Here is a 15,444-nt window from a genome sequence, read left to right as displayed (position 1 = left end):
TGAGGGAGCGCCATCATATACGCAGGCCGCCTAGGGCCGCGCTGGCGTTTTGGGGTTTTCCAGGGCGCTGAGGCCTTCTTCCGCGCCATCGTGCAGCGGCACGCTCAGGCCGCGCCGGGCGGTCGCCACGCCGACCTGCGCGCCCTGGGGCGAGCCGCCGGCCAGCAGGTCCTGGCCGGTCTGGTACACGGTGCGCACGATGCTCAGCGCCTCGTCGCGGGTCAGTTCGGACGTGGTCAGCAGCAAGGCGGCCGTGCCGACCGTCGCCACCGCGTCGGGTTGGTCCGGATAGGTGCCGGCGGCAATGTCGATCGGCATCAGCATGCCGTCTTCGCCGGCGCTCAGCGCCTTGATGGCGGCGGGATCGAGCGGTAGCAGCTGGAGCTTGGCCTGGGCCAGGGCGTCGCGCAGCGGCGTGGCCGGCACGCCGATCACCTGGGCTGCGGCGTCGAGGTCGCCGGCATTCAGCGCCGGCAGCGAGGCGCTGAAGGGCGTGTCGATCACCATATAGTCGCGGCCGGCCTGCATGCCGTGCGCGGCCAGCACGCGTTCCAGCGTCGCGCGCACGGCCGAGCCTTGCGGACCGAGCGCGATGCGCTTGCCTTTGAGGTCGCGCACGTTGCGCAGCCCGGCGTCCCGGCGCACCACGATATGCACCAATTCCGGATACAGGCTGCCCAGCGCGCGCAGCGACGAGAACGGCGCCTGATCAGCGAAGGGCCCCTTGCCTTCGTAGGCCAGGCGGGCGGTGTCGGCTTGGGCCAGCGCCACGGTTACGTCGCCGGCGCGCAGCAGCGCGATGTTTTCCGCGCCGCCGCCGGTGATGAGCGGGGTGATCCGGATCTGTTGCGAGCGGCTGGCGCCGGCAAGGGCACGGGCAAAGGCCACGTACTCGCCTCGGTCAGGCCCGCCGGCCAGCGGATAGCCGTGCTGCAGCCGGCTCAGGCGGCCGTTGATGCGTGACACCGAGCGTTCCAGCTCCTGCTGCACGACATGTTGCGCGGTGCTGGAGGCGCTGTAGGCCACCGAGTGCGTGATCTGGTCCAGCGTGTCCAGCAACTGGCGCGTGACGGTGGGCGGCGTGCCGCTGTCCAGCGTGGGCGCTTCGGCGGCCTTGAAACCGGCCGGTGTGACCAGGGTCCAGGCGTCGCCGTCCTTGCGGTAGATCGCGCTGGCGTGCGCGATGATGCGGTCGCCGGCCTGGTTGCCGCTGGACTTGACGCCGCTGATGCTGCGCGGGCCCGCGCCCAGCAACGTCACCAGCGAGGCGGCGCCGGGCTTGTCCCAGGCGCCAAGCGTGACGTCGCGGTCCAGCCGCAGCTCCACGTCGTAATAGACCACGCGCCGGGTTTCTCCAGCTGGCGCGGTGCTGTCCGCGGCCGAGCCGCGCCGCTTGAGGTCGGCGATCTTGAATTGGTCCGCGCCGTAGGTGGCGGTCAGGCCGCGCTCGACGTCGGCGCGCAATGCATCGGCATCGGGGGCGCGGCCGCAGGCGGTCAGCGTCAGGCAAAGGGCGATGAAGGCGATGCGCTTGAGCATGCTCACATCCCTCCCACGAAGGGCAGCGAGATCAGCGAAGTCAGCACGATCACGTTGAGGATGTCCACCAGGAAGGCGCCGGTCACCGGCACCACGATGAAGGCTTCGGGCGCGGGGCCGTGGCGGCGCGTCAGCGCCTGCATGTTGGCGATGGCGGTCGCCGTCGCGCCCAGCGCGAAGCCGCAGAAGGCGGCCGACATGATGCTGGCTTCATAGTCGCGCTTGAGCGCGCGGAACATGACCAGGGAGGCGTACAGCGCGCAGAACAGCGTCTGCACCGCCAGCATCAGCGCCAGCGGCCCGGCCAGCCGGGCGACGCTGGACAGGTCCAGCGTCATCATGGTCATGCCCAGGAACAGCGACAGCGCGACGGTGCCGATGATTTCCGTGGCGCGGTCATCCAGCTTCAAGCCCAGGCGCGCGCCGCCGTTGCGGATGAGCACGCCGGTGGCCAGGCACCACAGGAAGTTGGGCAGGCTGACCGGGGCATTCTCGACCAGCGTGGCGAGATAGCCGCCCAGCGCCAGGCAGATGAAGGCCGCGGTCAGCGACACGATGAACGAGCCGGACGTGGACGGCGCTTGATCCTCGCTCAGATCCGGCGCGTCATGGCTGGCGGCGGCATGGTCCAGGCTGCCGGCCAGCTTGTGGCGGCGCATGAGCCATTCCGCGACCGGGCCGCCGACCACGCCTCCCAGCACCAGGCCCAGCGTGGCGGACGTCATGGCCAGCGCCATCACGTCCTGGATGTTGTTGAAGTCGGCGAAGCGCGTGGCGTAGGCCGCGCCGGTGCCGTGCCCGCCGACCAGCGTGATGGTGCCGCCCAGCAAGCCCATGAGCGGGTGCATGTCCAGCAGCCAGGCCATGCCCAGTCCCACCGCGTTCTGGAGCACCAGGAATGGGATCAGGGCCAGCAGGAAGGCGATCAGTCGCGGGCCTCCCTTGGCGAGCAGCTTGAGGTTGGCGGTCAAGCCGATGCAGCCGAAGAACAGCAGCAGCAGCGTGGGCCGGATGCTGGTGTCCAGCGAGACGCTCACGCCGCCCCAGTTCGATAGCAGGTAGGCGGCGATGGCGAACAGCAGGCCGCCGACGATGGGGTCGGGGATGCTGTAGCGCGCCAGCACGCCGATGCGGGAAGTCAGGACGCGGCCGATGACGAGCACTAGGCAGCAGGCCAGCAGGGATTGGACGGGCGTGAGAGAAATCATGGAATCCTTCGCGCCCTGTCAGGGCGCAGCAAATTCAGGCTGTCGGAACCGTCGCCGCCGTATCGCAAAGCTGCGTCCTATCTTAATAGTAGGTAGGGCGGCCATGTCGTGGTCGCTGGCGGCGTACGGGCGCGGGCAGGCGGCGCGCCTGCCGGGAAGGGGGGGCGGGGCCCCCGGATTCAGAACGGGAAGGCGCGTGCCATGTAACTGGCGTTTGGTCCGTATCCGGCCAGCTTTTCGGCCAGTCCGGCGGCGTCGGCATCCACGGGCGCGTAGCCGTGGCGGCGCCAGTAGCTCACCGCGCCCTGTAGCGACACCAGGCTGGCGCGCAACAGGCCCTGCGAGGCGGCCTGGCCGGCCGCCTGTCGCAACAGCGCCTGGCCCACGCCCAAGCCTTGGGCCGCCGGCGACACCGCGCAGTCATGCAGGAACCAGTGGTCGGCGCCGTCGGGCAGGGCGTCAAGCTCGACGTCCAGCACGGGCGGAAGGCCCGCGTCCCAGGGATACGAGATCAAGTAGCCGAGCGTGCCGGATTCCGCGCCGTCGGCGATCCAGCAGTGTCGGGGCGCGAGCGCGAGCCGGTTCAGGAAGAATCCGGCGCTTTCCAGCAGGAAACCAGGGTAGGCCAGGGCCTGCACGGCAAGAATGCCGTCCACATCGCCGGGCCGCATCGGGCGAACTTGGTAATGCATAACAACCTGTGAAAACAAAGACTTCCGCGCATTTTACCGGGGGCGGGGAAAGGCCGCTTTTACGCGCCTTTACAAATTGGGGACATAGTTTCACGGGAACTGAACGTGAGTTTATTCATTGCGGCGCCGGGATCCCTAGACTGGCTCACACGTGAATTGCCGCAGTCTGGCGCTCGGCGGCATTTCATGAAAATTCAACGAGGCTCTGCTCATACTGCCCGCCACAGTGCCCCGTATTACGTGCCACGACAGAGAGCCATGCATACCCAATTCCGGTCCGCTTCCATGCCGCCGCAAATACTGCCCAACGCATTTCCGCTCGGGACCGCCCGGTCCGCGCCGGCCGCGTCGGTACCCTATGAAGCCAGGGTGAGCTGTGTCATCCCCTGCCTGAATGAGAGCGAGAACCTGCGCATCCTGCTGCCCCTGCTGCGCAACCGGCTGTCGGCCCTGTGCACCAGCTGGGAGATCATCGTCGCCGATGACGGCAGCACCGATGGCACCGAGGCGCTGATGCAGGAATGGACCGAGCACCCAGGCTTCCGCTACGTGCAGCTGTCGCGCAATTTCGGCAAGGAGGCGGCGCTGAGCGCGGGCCTGGAATCGGCCACCGGCGATGCCGTGATTTCCCTGGACGCCGATCTGCAACATCCGCCTGCGCTGATCGAGCAGATGCTGGCCCGCTGGGCCGCCGGCGCCGAGATGGTCTACGCCGTGCGCGAGACCCGCGCCGACGAGTCCTGGGCCAAGCGCGCGGGCGCGCGCTGGTTCTACAAGCTGCTGAGCGGCGCGCGCGGGGTCGACGTGCCCGCGCACGCCGGCGATTTCCGCTTGATGGACCGCAGCGTGGTGGACGCGCTCAACGCCTTGCCTGAACGTACCCGTTTCATGAAGGGCCTGTATGCCTGGGTCGGATTCAAGGGCGAAGCCCTGCCTTACACGCCGGACGAGCGCCTGCACGGCAATAGCCGTTTCAGCGGGCTGCGGCTGTTCCGCCTGGCCCTGGACGGCCTGACTGCATTCACGACCTGGCCGCTGCGCATGGTCAGCCTGGCCGGCGTGGTCATGGCCCTGGTGGGCCTGTGCTACGCCGCGTATCTGGTGGGGGAATATCTGTTGCTGGGCAACCCGGTCTCCGGCTGGACCACCATCGTCACCGCCGTGCTGTTCTTCGCCGGCATCAACCTGATCTCCCTGGGAGTGGTGGGCGAATATGTCGCCCGCATTTTCGATGAGGTCAAAGGGCGGCCGCTCTATGTCGTGCGCCGCAGGCAGGGGCGTCCCGCCTCCAGCGACGAGGCGACGAACTGATGGCCAAGATCATGCAACAGCCGGCCCGCTCCGAATGGACGCCGCCGGCAGGATGGTTCTTGCTTGCCATTGGCGCATGGCTGGCCGCTCTGATCTGGTACCGGCCGTTGACGCTGCCCGACGAAGGGCGCTACGCGGGCGTGGCCTGGGACATGCTGCGCGCCGGTTCGCATGGGGTGCCCTTGCTGGACGGCATGCCCTATTTTCACAAGCCGCCGCTGTACTACTGGCTGTCTGAATTCTTCTTCGCGCTGTTCGGGCCGCATCCGTGGCTGGCCCGACTGCCGTCCTGGATGGCCGCCTGGGGCACGTCGATCGCGCTGTATTTCTTCGTGCTGCGCCATCGCGACCGCGCCACCGCGACCATGACCACGCTGATCCTGGCCTGCATGCCGTTCTTCTACGGCGGCGCGCAGTTCGCCAACCTGGACATGCTGGTGGCCGGCATGATCTCGCTGTGCGTGCTGGCCGCGGCCGAGACCGCGCTGCGGGCCGAGCGGGGTCAGGCCTATCGCGTCATGTCGCTGGTCGCCGCGGCGCTGGCCGGCCTGGCCGTGCTCGCCAAGGGCTTGATCGGGCTGGTGCTGCCTGGCGCCGTCCTGTTCATCTGGCTGGTGGCCGGCAAGCGCTGGCGCGGCCTGAAGGCGTTGGTCTGGCCGCCCGCGCTGCTGCTGTTCGCGGCGGTCGCGGTGCCGTGGTTCTGGCTGATGCAGACGCGTTTCTCGGGCTTTTACGATTATTTCTTCGTCTACCAGCACTTCCAGCGCTTCGCCGCGACCGGGTTCAACAACGCCCAGCCGTTCTGGTTCTACCTGCCGGTGATCGTCGGCCTGGCGCTGCCCTGGTCCCTGTGGGGCGGCGGGATCCTGCGCAAGACGTTCTGGACCGGGCCGACGCGCGAGCTGCGATTGCTGGCGGCCATCTGGGCCGTGGTCATCCTGGCTTTCTTCTCGCTGCCGGCGTCCAAGCTGGTGGGCTATGTGCTGCCGACGCTGCCGCCGCTGGCTTTCCTGCTGGCCGAGGTGGTGGTGGCCGCCTGGCGCAACGAGCACGACACGATCACGCCCAGGCTGGTGCGCATCAGCGCCGGCGCCGGCGCCTTCATCTGCGTGCTGGCGGTGGGTATCGCCGGACACAACGCCCGGGGCAGCGCGGAGCCCCTGGCCAAGGTGATCCGGCCGCAGCTTCAGGCGGACGATACCTTCGTGTCCCTGCATGCCTATCCCTTCGACCTGGCGCTCTACATGCGCGCGATCAAGCCGTCCTGGGTGGTGGATGACTGGCTCAATCCCGAAATTGCCACGCGTGACAACTGGCGCAAGGAGTTGTATGACGCCGCCAAGTTCGATCCCGCCGTGGGCAAGCAGGTGTTGATCAGCAATGAGGAGTTCAACGCCAGGCTGTGTGCCGCGCCGGATGGCGCCCGCTACTGGGTGTGGGGCTCCAGCTCGGACGGAACGGACTATCCGGCGCTGCAAGGCCTGACGCCGGTGGCGAGCAGCATCAAATTCCTGATCTGGAAGGTCGAGGCGGGGCCGGCGCTCAGGCAGCGGGTTTGTGGCGGAACGCCCAAAGCCGGCTGACCACGAAGGTCAGCACGGCCAGTCCGATCAGGATCAAGGCGAGCAGCACGTCATAGCGGACCGCCGTGGCGTGCAGCAGCCAGGCATAGGCGCTCTCGTTGACCAGAAAGCCCGCGGCCGACACGAGGAAGAAACGTCGGATGGCTATCGTCCAGGGTATGCGACTATGGCGGAACGTAAGCCGGTAGTGTCCAATGAAGGACACCGCGAATGCGACCAGCCAGCCGACCAGGTTGGCGACCAGCGGCGCCGCGGCGGCGAGTTCGACGCAGCCCACGGCCACCGCCCAGTGCGTTGCGGCGGCAGCGCATCCGACGGCGACAAAAAAAAGCAGTTGTTTGAACAGGGCGCGCATGCGGGGCGTGCAGATATGGAAGTACGGGGTGAGTTCTTGATCAAGCACGTGATTGTGTGCGGCGATGATTTTGGCATGAACGCCGACATCGATGAAGCCATGATCTCATTGGCCGGGCTGGGGCGTATGAGCGCGGTCAGCTGCCTGACGCTGGGGCCGACGTTCCTGGCGAACGCCGCGCGGCTGGCCAAGCTCGATATCGATCTCGGGCTGCACCTGAATCTGACCGAAGCGCTGTCGGACGGCGCGCAGGCCATGCCATCCCTGTCCCGCCTGATCATGCGCGCCTATGCCGGACGGCTGGACGCCGCCTGGGTCGATGCGCAGCTTGAGCGCCAGTTCGACGCCTTCGAGGCCGCGTTCGGGCGCATGCCCGACTATGTCGACGGCCACCAGCACGTGCATCAGTTGCCGGTCGTTCGTCAGCGTCTGCTGGCGCTGCTCAAGCGCCGCTACGGCGGGCGCATGCCCTGGCTTCGGCAGACCGCGCCGGGCATGCTCAGCGGCATTCCACTCAAGGAAACGTTCAAGGCCCATGTGATCGGCGCGCTGGGCGCGGCCGCGCTGGGACGGGACGCCGCCAGGGATGGCCTGCGCACCAACCGGCGCATGCTGGGCGTCTATGGATTCGAGGGCGGCAAGCGGCATTACGCGGACCTGCTGCAGAACTGGCTTGTCAATGCCTGCGACGGCGACCTGCTGATGTGCCACCCCGCCAAGGACAGCAGCGGCGATTGCGCCATGTCGCGCCAGCGCCGCGCGGAGTACGAAGTGCTGGCCTGCCCGAAGATGGGCGAATGGCTGCGCACCAACGGCGTGCGCATCGCGCGCCTGGACGCTGCCCGGCACTGATCCCGCGCGTCACGCCTCGATCAGGCTCTGCAACAGCCAGGCGCCGGCGGAACCCAGCGCGCGCCGCATGGACCAGACGGCGTCCACCCGGGTGTGCCGAGGCCAGCCCGGCACGGGCAGTTCCACCAGCTGATCGGCGCCGTAGCGCTGCACCATCCAGCGCGGCAGCTCGGTCCAGCCATACCCCTGGCTGGCCATTTCGCACAGCATCAGATAACCCGGCGCCGACCAGGTCGATTGCGCCGGGCAATCGTCCTTGTTGTCCAGTTCGTAGGTGCTGAGCCGCAATTCGCGTTCCGCGCGCAGCTGCTCGCTGGTCACGTGTGGCAAGGCGGCCAGCGGGTGGCCACGGCCCACGCACAGCACCAGCTCCGACTTTTCCTTCAGCGCCGAATAGCCCACATCCGGCGGATAGCTGTCCTGTGCGGCCATCAGGCCCAGGTGCGCGCGGCCCTGCTGCACCAGGGCCACCACGTCTTCGTACTCCGCGATCAGACATTCGAACCGCAGCGTGGGATAGCGCAGGTCGATCTGGCGCAGCATGGCGGCGAAGGTTTCAGACTGGAAGGTGTCGGACAGCACCACGGTCAGGCGGGGCTCCTGTCCCTCGGACAACTGGCTGGCGCAGCGGTTGAGCCGGTCATTGGCCGCCAGCACCTGCTGCGCCTGCGCCAGCAGGGCCTGGCCGGCTTCGGTCAGCGACGGCTGCCGCTGGCGGCGGTCAAACAGGGACACATTCAGGTCCACCTCCAGATTGGCGATGGTTTCGCTGATGGTGGACTGGCTCTTGCCCAGCTTGCGGGCGGCGGCGGAGAACGAGCCTTCGGCGGCGACCAGGGCAAAGGCCGCCAGTGATTCCAGGGAGTGGCGCATGATGGGAGATCGCGGTGTTATCGGTTTTTCCGATGGAAACTATCTTTATGGTACCGGAATAGTCGTGGACAATCTGCCCCGTTGATGAAATGAACGACCTCAGGTGGGTCCATGACGCAAGCCAAGAAAACCCTCAAAGAACGCTTCCTGCACGCTTTCCTGTTCGAAATCCTGGCCATCGGCCTGTGCGCGCCCGTCGCCGCATGGGCCATGGGCAAATCGCTGTTCGAAATGGGTGTGCTGACCGCTGTGATCGCCTGGATCGCGCTGGTCTGGAACATGATCTACAACGCCGGTTTCGACCGCCTGGAAAACCGTTATGGCCTGACGCGCAACCTGCGGCTGCGCGTCATTCATGCCTTCGGCTTCGAGCTGGGCCTGATCCTGATCGTGATTCCGCTGGCCGCGTGGTGGTTGAACATCAGCCTGTGGCAGGCTTTCGTGCTGGATATCGCGCTGGTGCTGTTCTATCTGCCCTACGCGTTTTTCTACAACCTGGCCTACGACAAGTCCCGTTCACGGGTGATCCGCTGGCTGGAACGCCGTCGCGGCGGCGCCTGCGAGGCAGCCGCGGTCACGCCCCGATAAACCGGAGCAACCAGGTTTCCCGGCGGCGTATCCGGCGTCCGCGCGCTGCTGGCGGGGTGTGCGCAGTCGTCTTGCGCCTCTAGCCTTGCTTGCGACCGTAGGCCCGCGAGGCGTCGCGCATGAAGGCGCCCACCGCCGTTTCGTATTGCGCGCCGCTGCGGAACGCGCCGGAGTGCGAGGCGCCTTCGATCTTGACCAGCCGCTTCAAGCCGGGCGTGACGTTGTGGGCCGCCTCGTACAGTTGATCGCTCATGGTGTGCGGCACCACGCGGTCGGCGGTGCCATGCATGAACAGCATGGGCGTGCGCATCAGCGCCACCTTCTCGATCGAATCGAAGGGCTGCGTGATCAGCAGGCTGGCGCCGGGCAGCTTGCCCCATTTCATCGTGGCCAGCATCGCGCCGATGCTGGTGAAGCTGGACTCGACGATCAGACCGGCGAACGGCGGCTGGTTGGGGCGGGACGCGAGGTCGATGGCGATGGCGCCGCCCAGGCTGTGGCCGTAGATGAAGCGGCGCGACGGGTCGGGCTGGCGCCGGGCCAGCTCCCGCAGGCCGGCGACGGCGTCCTGCTGCGCGGTGGCCTCGGACGGCAGGCGCGGCGTGGACGCGCCGAAGCCGCGATAGTCGATCGCCAGCACCGAATAGCCCATGCGGGTCCAGCCCTCGATTCGGAAGGCGGCGCCATTCAGATTCCATCGCGCGCCATGCAGATACAGCACCGTGGGCGCGTCGGCGCGCGGACTTTGCCAGTACCAGGCGCGCACGCGTTCGCCGCCGCCGACATCCAGGTCGAAGACTTCGGTGCCGGCGGCGGGCTCGCGCCACCAGGTCTGGGGCTGGGGTTCGGGCGCGAAGATTCTCTGCCGTTGCCAGGCGTCGAGCTGGGTGCAGCCGACGACGCTGGCGGCGGCAAGCACGGCGGCGCCGATCAGGCGGCGGAGGGCGGAACGGGACTGGGCGGGCATGTTCGGTACGACGGTTGGGCGCGACGGGTGCTTCCCCCAGGGCGCCGGAAGGGCGGCTAGAGCATACCCCGGGCGCGCGCGGGCTCGGCGCGCGCCTGGTGTCCAAATGTACTTGCCTATGTCGTGGTTGGACGTGGATCGCGCGTCAGCGCCAGCCAGGCTTGCGCCGCGTGTGAAAGATAGCCGCCGCGCCGCCCGACCTGCACCATTTCCCAATCGGTGCCCGGATCGCGCAACGGCACGCGGCTGACGCCGGCGTGGGTTTCCTCGTCGGCCTTAATGCGCGGCAGGAAGGCCACGCCCAGGCCGGCGGCGACCAGGGCGACGATGAAGTCGGTCTGCCCGCTGCGCGCCGCGACGGTGGGCGTGAAGCCCGCGCGCTGGCAGGCATCCTGGATGATGCGGTTCAACGCGAAACCCGTCTCGAACAGAATGAAGGGCGTGTCGCGCAGTTCGACGAGGCCGACTGCGGCCGCGCCGGCGCGCGGATGATCCGCCGGCATCAGCGCGATCAGCGGTTCGCGCGCCACCGGCTGCCAGTCGAAGTTGTCGGGCACCGGACGCAGCGTGGCGGCCAGCTCGATCTCGCCCGCCATCACCATCTCTTCAAGCCGCCGGCTGCCGTGTTCCACCAGGCTGATTTCGATGCGCGGATAGCGGCTGCGAAAGCGCGCGAACAAGGGCGCGAACAGCGAGCTGCTGCCCAGCCGGGGCAGGCCCAGGCGCAGCACGCCGCGCTGCAGGCCGCGCAGCGCATCCAGTTCGGCGCGCAGATCGTCGCGTTCCGCCAACATCGACAAGGCGCGTCGATAGACGATTTCGCCGGCCTCGGTCAGCCGGGGCGGGTAGACCTGGCGGTCCAGCAAGGGCATGCCAAGCTCGTCTTCCAGCTGCTTGATCGCCTTGCTGACCGTGGGTTGCGTGGCGTGAATGGTCTTGGCGGCCTGGGAAAAGCCGCCCTGGCGGACGACCTCGACCAGCGCGCGCAAGGGGCGCAATTCCATGCTTATTCCTGATTGGAATTCGAAGGATTCATCGAATTCATTTTATCTATGCTCCCCGCAGGCGTAAAACAGAAGGGCCGTAGGAATCCTCATATGTTCTTGTCCCGTCGCCTTCTATACGCGCGCATCGCCCTGCGCCGCAGCCGTCTGCTGCAAATCGGGCTCTTGATTCTGTTTTCCCTGCTCGGTCAGGCGCTGGCCGGCTGGTCCGGTCTGCCGTTGCCCGGCGGCGTCATCGGCCTGGGCCTGGTGCTGGCCTTGCTGGCGTCGCGTCTGCTACGCGCCAGCAACCTGCAGCGCGGCGCCAGCCTGCTGCTGGGCGAGATGCTGCTGTTCTTCGTGCCGGCGGTGATGTCGCTGCTGGATCACCGCGAATTCATCGGCCTGCTGGGCCTGAAGCTGTTGCTGGTGATCGTGTTGGGCACCGCCCTGGTCATGGCGGGCACGGCGATCACCATCGAGCTGTGCCACCGCTGGATGAACCGTCATGCGTCCTGAATTCCATCTGGTGTTCTGGCCGGCGGCGACGGTGCTGGCCTATGTCTGCGCGCGCCTGTCGTACCGGCGCCATGCGCGCTGGTGGACGTCGGCGCTGGTGCTGGCGCCGGCGCTGCTGCTGGCATTGGCCTTGGCGCTGCATACGGGATATCGGGAATACATGGCGGGATCGCATTGGCTCACCGCCATGCTCGGTCCGGTGATCGTGGCCTTCGCCCTGCCGCTGTACCAGCAGCGCGCGTTGATCCGCCGCTACTGGCCAGTGCTGACCGCGGGGGTGGCCGTGGGCAGCCTAATCGCCGGCGTCAGCGCCTGGCTGCTGGGCAGCATGCTGGACCTGCCGGCGGACCTGCGACTGAGCCTGCTGCCGCGCTCGGTCGCCACGCCGTTCGCGATGACGGTGTCATCGCATGTGGGCGGGGTGCCGGATCTGACTGCCGTGTTCGTGATCGTGACCGGCGTGGCCGGCGCGGCGATCGGGCAACTGGTACGCGGCTGGCTGCCGCTGCGTTCCTCGCTGGCGCGCGGCGCCTTGTTCGGCATGGGCGCGCACGGCGCGGGAACCGCGAAGGCCCGCGAGCTGGCGGCCGAGGAGGGCGCGGTCGCGGGCCTGGTGATGGTGATGGCTGGCCTGTTCAACGTGCTGGTCACGCCGGCCGTGGTGGCCGGCCTGCTGGCCCATTGACCGGTTTCAGCGCAGCAGGTCCAGCGCCACCGGATACAGCGAGGCCACCAGCAGCAGCGCCATGCCGACGTTGAAGGCGCGGATCGCGGCGGGCTTGTGCAAGACGCGGCGCAACGCGGTGCCGAAGGTGACCCAGACGCCGACGCTGGGCAGGTTGACCAGTCCGCAGACCACGGTGGCGATGACCAGATTGGCGAAGAAGCTGGCCTGCGGCGTGTAGGTCGCGATAATGCCCACCGCCATGACCCAGGCCTTGGGATTGACCCACTGGAAAGCGGCGGCCTGCAGGAAGGTCATGGGCCTGGCGCGGCTGACGCCGTCCTTCATCTCGCCGGCATTGGCGATCTTCCAGGCCAGGTACAGCAGATAGGCCGCGCCGGCGTACTTCAGCACGGTGTACAGCGCAGGGACCTGCTGGAACACCGAGCCCAGGCCGACACCGACCAGGAACACCATCAGCGTGAAGCCGATGCTCACGCCGAGCAGGTGCGGAATGGTGCGGCGGAAGCCGAAATTCAGCCCGGACGTGGCCAGCATCACGTTGTTCGGTCCGGGCGTGATCGAACTGACCAGCGCGAACAGGGCCAGCGGGCCGAGCAGCGACAGGGAGGTGAGGGGCACGTCGGCCCAGTTGGCGGGGATCAAACTCATGTTGCGGTCCTTATGGGTGCCCGGCATCCGCTTACGGAACTGTCTGCGTGTTGGGGCGGGCCGCCGGGCGCGCACTTGCGGGTCGGCGGCATTGCTGTCACTCTACGCATAGTTATCGGTACAGTACCGGTACACTTTGGCAACTCACTTTATCAACTGGCCTGGTGATATTCCCATGACAGTCGCTCCCGCCACGTCTTCAACCCTGCCCTGGCAGCCCGTGCGCCAGGCCGACGCCACGCTGGTGGCGCAGTTGGCCGAGGGCCTGGCCCGCCGCATCGACGAACAGGGCCTGCGCCCCGGCACCCGCCTGCCGTCCATCCGCAAGATGGCCGAGCAATCCGGCGTCAGTCGTTTCACCGTGGTGGAAGCATACGACCGGTTGGTCGCTCGCGGGCTGGTGCAGTCGCGGCGCGGAGCGGGTTTTTTCGTGCGCGCCCGCAGCGGCCCCCTGGCCGCCGTCGCGCCCGCGCCTGCCCATACCCTGGCCGCGCCGGCCAGGGTGGACGTGGCCTGGCTGCTGCGCAGCATGTTCCGCGAAACCTCCGTCCACGGCATGCCGGGCGGCGCCGGCCTGTTGCCGCCGGACTGGCTGGATCCCGAAATGGTGGCGGGCGCCGTGCGCGCGGTGGGCCGGTCGGTGCGCGGCCAGCTCGTGTCCTACGGCCACCCGCAGGGTTTTCTGCCGCTGCGCCAGCAGATCGCCGCATCGCTGCAGGGCGAGGGCGTGCCCGCCCATCCCGAGCGCAATCTGCTGACCACCAATGGCGTCACGCACGCGCTGGACCTGATCGCGCGGCACCTGGTCAAACCCGGCGATACGGTGCTGGTCGAGGATCCCGCCTGGTTCCTGATTTTCGGCCGGCTGGCGGCGTTTGGCGCCCGGCTGATCGGCGTGCCGCGCGGGCCGGACGGTCCGGACACGGCGCTGCTGGATCGGCTGGCCGCCGAGCACAAGCCCAAGCTCTTCATCATCAACAGCGCGGTCCACAATCCCACGGGCCATACGCTGTCGGCGGGCATCGCCTACGAGATCCTGCGCATTGCCGAGCGCCATGATTTCCTGGTGGTCGAGGACGACACCTACGGCGATCTGCATCCAGGCGGCGCCATGAAGCTGGCCGTGCTGGACCGGCTGCGGCGCGTGATCCTGGTGAGCGGCTATTCCAAGATGCTGGCCGCCAGCCTGCGGGTGGGCTACGTGGCGGCGCACCCCGACATCCTGCAGAAGCTGGCGGACCTGAAGATGCTGGCCGGACTGACATCGCCGGAGCTGGGCGAGCGGGTCATTCACCGCGTGCTGATGGAGGGCCAGTACCGCCGTCACGCCGAGCGCGTTCGCGCCCGGGTCGACGAGGCTCGCCGGCGCTGCGTGCAAGGGCTGACGGCACTGGGCCTGACCGTGCCGCGCGAACCGCATGCCGGCATGTTCGTGTGGGCAGACTGCGGACGCGACAGCGAGGTGCTGGCGCGCGAGGCGGCCGACCAGGGCCTGCTGCTGGCGCCGGGCACGCTGTTCTCGCCGTCGCAGGCGCCGTCCTCCATGGTGCGTTTTTCCGTCACGATGGTGGATCACAATGACATCTGGGCGAAACTGGAAAAGCTCTTCATGCCCGGCCTCTCCTGCAATAATAATGGGCAGCACTCCACCTGAAGGAACCGCCATGTCCGCACCGATCAAGCCCCTTACCGAGAACTTCGCCGTCGCGCCGCAACTGGGCCCCGACGACATGGCCGATGTGGCCGCCGCCGGCTACAAGAGCGTCATCATCAACCGTCCGGATTTCGAGGGCGGTCCCGACCAGCCGACCGCCGCGGACGTGTCCAAGGCCGCCCAGGCCGCCGGCCTGCGGATCGAATACCAGCCGGTCGTTGGCAGCGCCATGACGATCGCCGATGTGCAGCGCTTCGCCGAGCTGCTGCGCACCTTGCCCGGTCCGGTGCTGGCCTACTGCCGCACGGGCACCCGGTGCACCAATCTTTTCGCCGCCGCCCAGCAACTGGCTTGATCGGCGTCAAGGGCGCCAGGTTCGCTTGATGCGAATCTGGCGGGTTTTTCCGGTAGCATGGAGACTGTCCTCAAACCAGGAGCAGGCAAGATGTTCAAGAAGATCCTGATTCCCACCGACGGTTCGCCGCTGTCCGCGCAGGCCGCCAATGCGGGTATTTCGTTCGCGCGCTCCGTGGGCGCCGAAGTCGTTGCCCTGTACGTGACCCAGCCCTTCGCGGCCACCATCGGCTTTGACGGCATGGCGGCCGCCTATGCCATCACCGACGAAGACTACGAAAAGGCCTCGGCCGAGCAGGCCGATAAGTACCTGAAGCAGATCACCGATCGCGCCGACACCGCCGGCGTGAAGTCCGAGTCGCGCGCCGTGTCCAACTTCAACGTGGCAGACGGCATCGTCCAGGCCGCCGCAGACCAGGGCTGCGACCTGATCTTCATCGGCAGCCATGGCCGCAGCGGCCTGTCGCGTCTGCTGCTGGGCAGCGTCACGGCCAAGGTGCTGTCGCTGGCCAGCACCGCCGTGCTGGTGTACCGCGTCAAGGAAGACAAGAAGTAAGCGCGCGGGCGGCTTCAGCCGTCCGTCAGTGCGCCGCCCCTGCGGGCATCAAGCCCCTCCTTCCGGAGGGGCTT

17 protein-coding genes are annotated in these 15,444 nt (G+C 67.8%); 9 read left to right on the top strand and 8 right to left on the bottom strand.

The features are described 5' to 3' along the window. Positions 1-30 precede the first annotated feature (30 nt). From ACEU5R_RS05465 to ACEU5R_RS05455, 3 genes are all read right to left on the bottom strand, one after another. Positions 31-1,545 carry a TAXI family TRAP transporter solute-binding subunit gene (locus ACEU5R_RS05465; RefSeq protein ID WP_392409364.1) on the bottom strand — a complete coding sequence of 505 codons (1,515 nt, stop codon included), beginning with the start codon at positions 1,543-1,545 and terminating at the stop codon, positions 31-33. Next, positions 1,542-2,747: a sodium/glutamate symporter gene (gene gltS, locus ACEU5R_RS05460; RefSeq protein WP_392409363.1), complete on the bottom strand. Its 1,206-nt coding sequence runs from the start codon at positions 2,745-2,747 to the stop codon at positions 1,542-1,544. The genes ACEU5R_RS05465 and gltS overlap by 4 nt, the downstream gene beginning before the upstream one ends. Before the next feature lie 179 nt (positions 2,748-2,926). Next, on the bottom strand, positions 2,927-3,418 hold the full coding sequence (locus tag ACEU5R_RS05455; RefSeq protein ID WP_392409396.1) for a GNAT family N-acetyltransferase: 492 nt from the start codon (positions 3,416-3,418) through the stop codon (positions 2,927-2,929). A gap of 279 nt (positions 3,419-3,697) precedes the next feature. Between ACEU5R_RS05455 and ACEU5R_RS05450 the strand changes: the two genes are divergently transcribed. Together ACEU5R_RS05450 and ACEU5R_RS05445 are read left to right on the top strand one after the other, a co-directional pair. Continuing rightward, positions 3,698-4,750 (top strand): glycosyltransferase family 2 protein, encoded by a 1,053-nt coding sequence (locus ACEU5R_RS05450; RefSeq protein WP_103272430.1) that lies wholly within the window; start codon positions 3,698-3,700, stop codon positions 4,748-4,750. After that, the gene (locus ACEU5R_RS05445) at positions 4,750-6,333 is read left to right on the top strand and encodes a glycosyltransferase family 39 protein (RefSeq protein ID WP_103272431.1); all 1,584 of its coding nucleotides are present in this window, start codon (positions 4,750-4,752) and stop codon (positions 6,331-6,333) included. Before ACEU5R_RS05450 ends, ACEU5R_RS05445 begins: the two co-directional genes overlap by 1 nt. Here ACEU5R_RS05445 and ACEU5R_RS05440 read toward each other — a convergent pair. Continuing rightward, positions 6,293-6,688, bottom strand: coding sequence for a GtrA family protein (locus tag ACEU5R_RS05440; protein WP_392409362.1), 396 nt, complete (start codon positions 6,686-6,688; stop codon positions 6,293-6,295). The two genes, ACEU5R_RS05445 and ACEU5R_RS05440, sit on opposite strands and share 41 nt — an antisense overlap. Positions 6,689-6,763: 75 nt before the next feature. Here ACEU5R_RS05440 and ACEU5R_RS05435 point away from each other — a divergent pair, with 75 nt between their 5' ends. Further along, positions 6,764-7,540, top strand: coding sequence for a ChbG/HpnK family deacetylase (locus ACEU5R_RS05435; protein WP_392409361.1), 777 nt, complete (start codon positions 6,764-6,766; stop codon positions 7,538-7,540). Between the two features lie 9 nt (positions 7,541-7,549). On the opposite strand, the gene ACEU5R_RS05430 is transcribed toward ACEU5R_RS05435, so the two are convergent. Beyond that, a complete protein-coding gene (locus tag ACEU5R_RS05430) occupies positions 7,550-8,413 on the bottom strand; it encodes a LysR family transcriptional regulator (protein ID WP_103272433.1) in 864 nt (287 codons plus the stop codon). A 111-nt stretch (positions 8,414-8,524) separates the two neighbouring features. Between ACEU5R_RS05430 and ACEU5R_RS05425 the strand changes: the two genes are divergently transcribed. After that, on the top strand, positions 8,525-9,001 hold the full coding sequence (locus ACEU5R_RS05425; RefSeq protein WP_103272434.1) for a multidrug/biocide efflux PACE transporter: 477 nt from the start codon (positions 8,525-8,527) through the stop codon (positions 8,999-9,001). A gap of 79 nt (positions 9,002-9,080) precedes the next feature. Here ACEU5R_RS05425 and ACEU5R_RS05420 read toward each other — a convergent pair whose 3' ends face one another. Then, positions 9,081-9,968: an alpha/beta hydrolase gene (locus ACEU5R_RS05420; protein ID WP_392409360.1), complete on the bottom strand. Its 888-nt coding sequence runs from the start codon at positions 9,966-9,968 to the stop codon at positions 9,081-9,083. Positions 9,969-10,084: 116 nt separating this feature from the next. Beyond that, positions 10,085-10,972 carry a LysR family transcriptional regulator gene (locus ACEU5R_RS05415; RefSeq protein WP_392409359.1) on the bottom strand — a complete coding sequence of 296 codons (888 nt, stop codon included), beginning with the start codon at positions 10,970-10,972 and terminating at the stop codon, positions 10,085-10,087. Between the two features lie 93 nt (positions 10,973-11,065). On the opposite strand from ACEU5R_RS05415, the gene ACEU5R_RS05410 reads away from it, so the two are divergent. Both ACEU5R_RS05410 and ACEU5R_RS05405 read left to right on the top strand, forming a co-directional pair. Beyond that, entirely contained in the window at positions 11,066-11,470 is a 405-nt protein-coding gene (locus ACEU5R_RS05410) for a CidA/LrgA family protein (RefSeq protein WP_103272437.1), read from the top strand. Continuing rightward, positions 11,460-12,155 (top strand): LrgB family protein, encoded by a 696-nt coding sequence (locus ACEU5R_RS05405; protein ID WP_103272438.1) that lies wholly within the window; start codon positions 11,460-11,462, stop codon positions 12,153-12,155. Before ACEU5R_RS05410 ends, ACEU5R_RS05405 begins: the two co-directional genes overlap by 11 nt. 6 nt (positions 12,156-12,161) lie before the next feature. Here the strand turns inward: ACEU5R_RS05405 and ACEU5R_RS05400 are convergent, their stop codons facing one another. Continuing rightward, entirely contained in the window at positions 12,162-12,806 is a 645-nt protein-coding gene (locus tag ACEU5R_RS05400) for a LysE family translocator (RefSeq protein WP_392409358.1), read from the bottom strand. Between the two features lie 220 nt (positions 12,807-13,026). On the opposite strand from ACEU5R_RS05400, the gene ACEU5R_RS05395 reads away from it, so the two are divergent. From ACEU5R_RS05395 to ACEU5R_RS05385, 3 genes are all read left to right on the top strand, one after another. Further along, the gene (locus ACEU5R_RS05395) at positions 13,027-14,460 is read left to right on the top strand and encodes a PLP-dependent aminotransferase family protein (protein WP_392409395.1); all 1,434 of its coding nucleotides are present in this window, start codon (positions 13,027-13,029) and stop codon (positions 14,458-14,460) included. Positions 14,461-14,470: 10 nt separating this feature from the next. Further along, positions 14,471-14,815 carry a TIGR01244 family sulfur transferase gene (locus ACEU5R_RS05390; RefSeq protein WP_103272440.1) on the top strand — a complete coding sequence of 115 codons (345 nt, stop codon included), beginning with the start codon at positions 14,471-14,473 and terminating at the stop codon, positions 14,813-14,815. Between the two features lie 90 nt (positions 14,816-14,905). Beyond that, the gene (locus ACEU5R_RS05385) at positions 14,906-15,370 is read left to right on the top strand and encodes a universal stress protein (protein ID WP_103272441.1); all 465 of its coding nucleotides are present in this window, start codon (positions 14,906-14,908) and stop codon (positions 15,368-15,370) included. Positions 15,371-15,444 lie beyond the last annotated feature (74 nt).

Source organism: Achromobacter sp. 413638 (genome assembly GCF_043119405.1).
Lineage (GTDB): Bacteria > Pseudomonadota > Gammaproteobacteria > Burkholderiales > Burkholderiaceae_B > Achromobacter.
The sequence above is the reverse complement of the archived record's forward strand: the minus strand, read 5'-3'. Positions and strand labels throughout refer to the sequence as shown.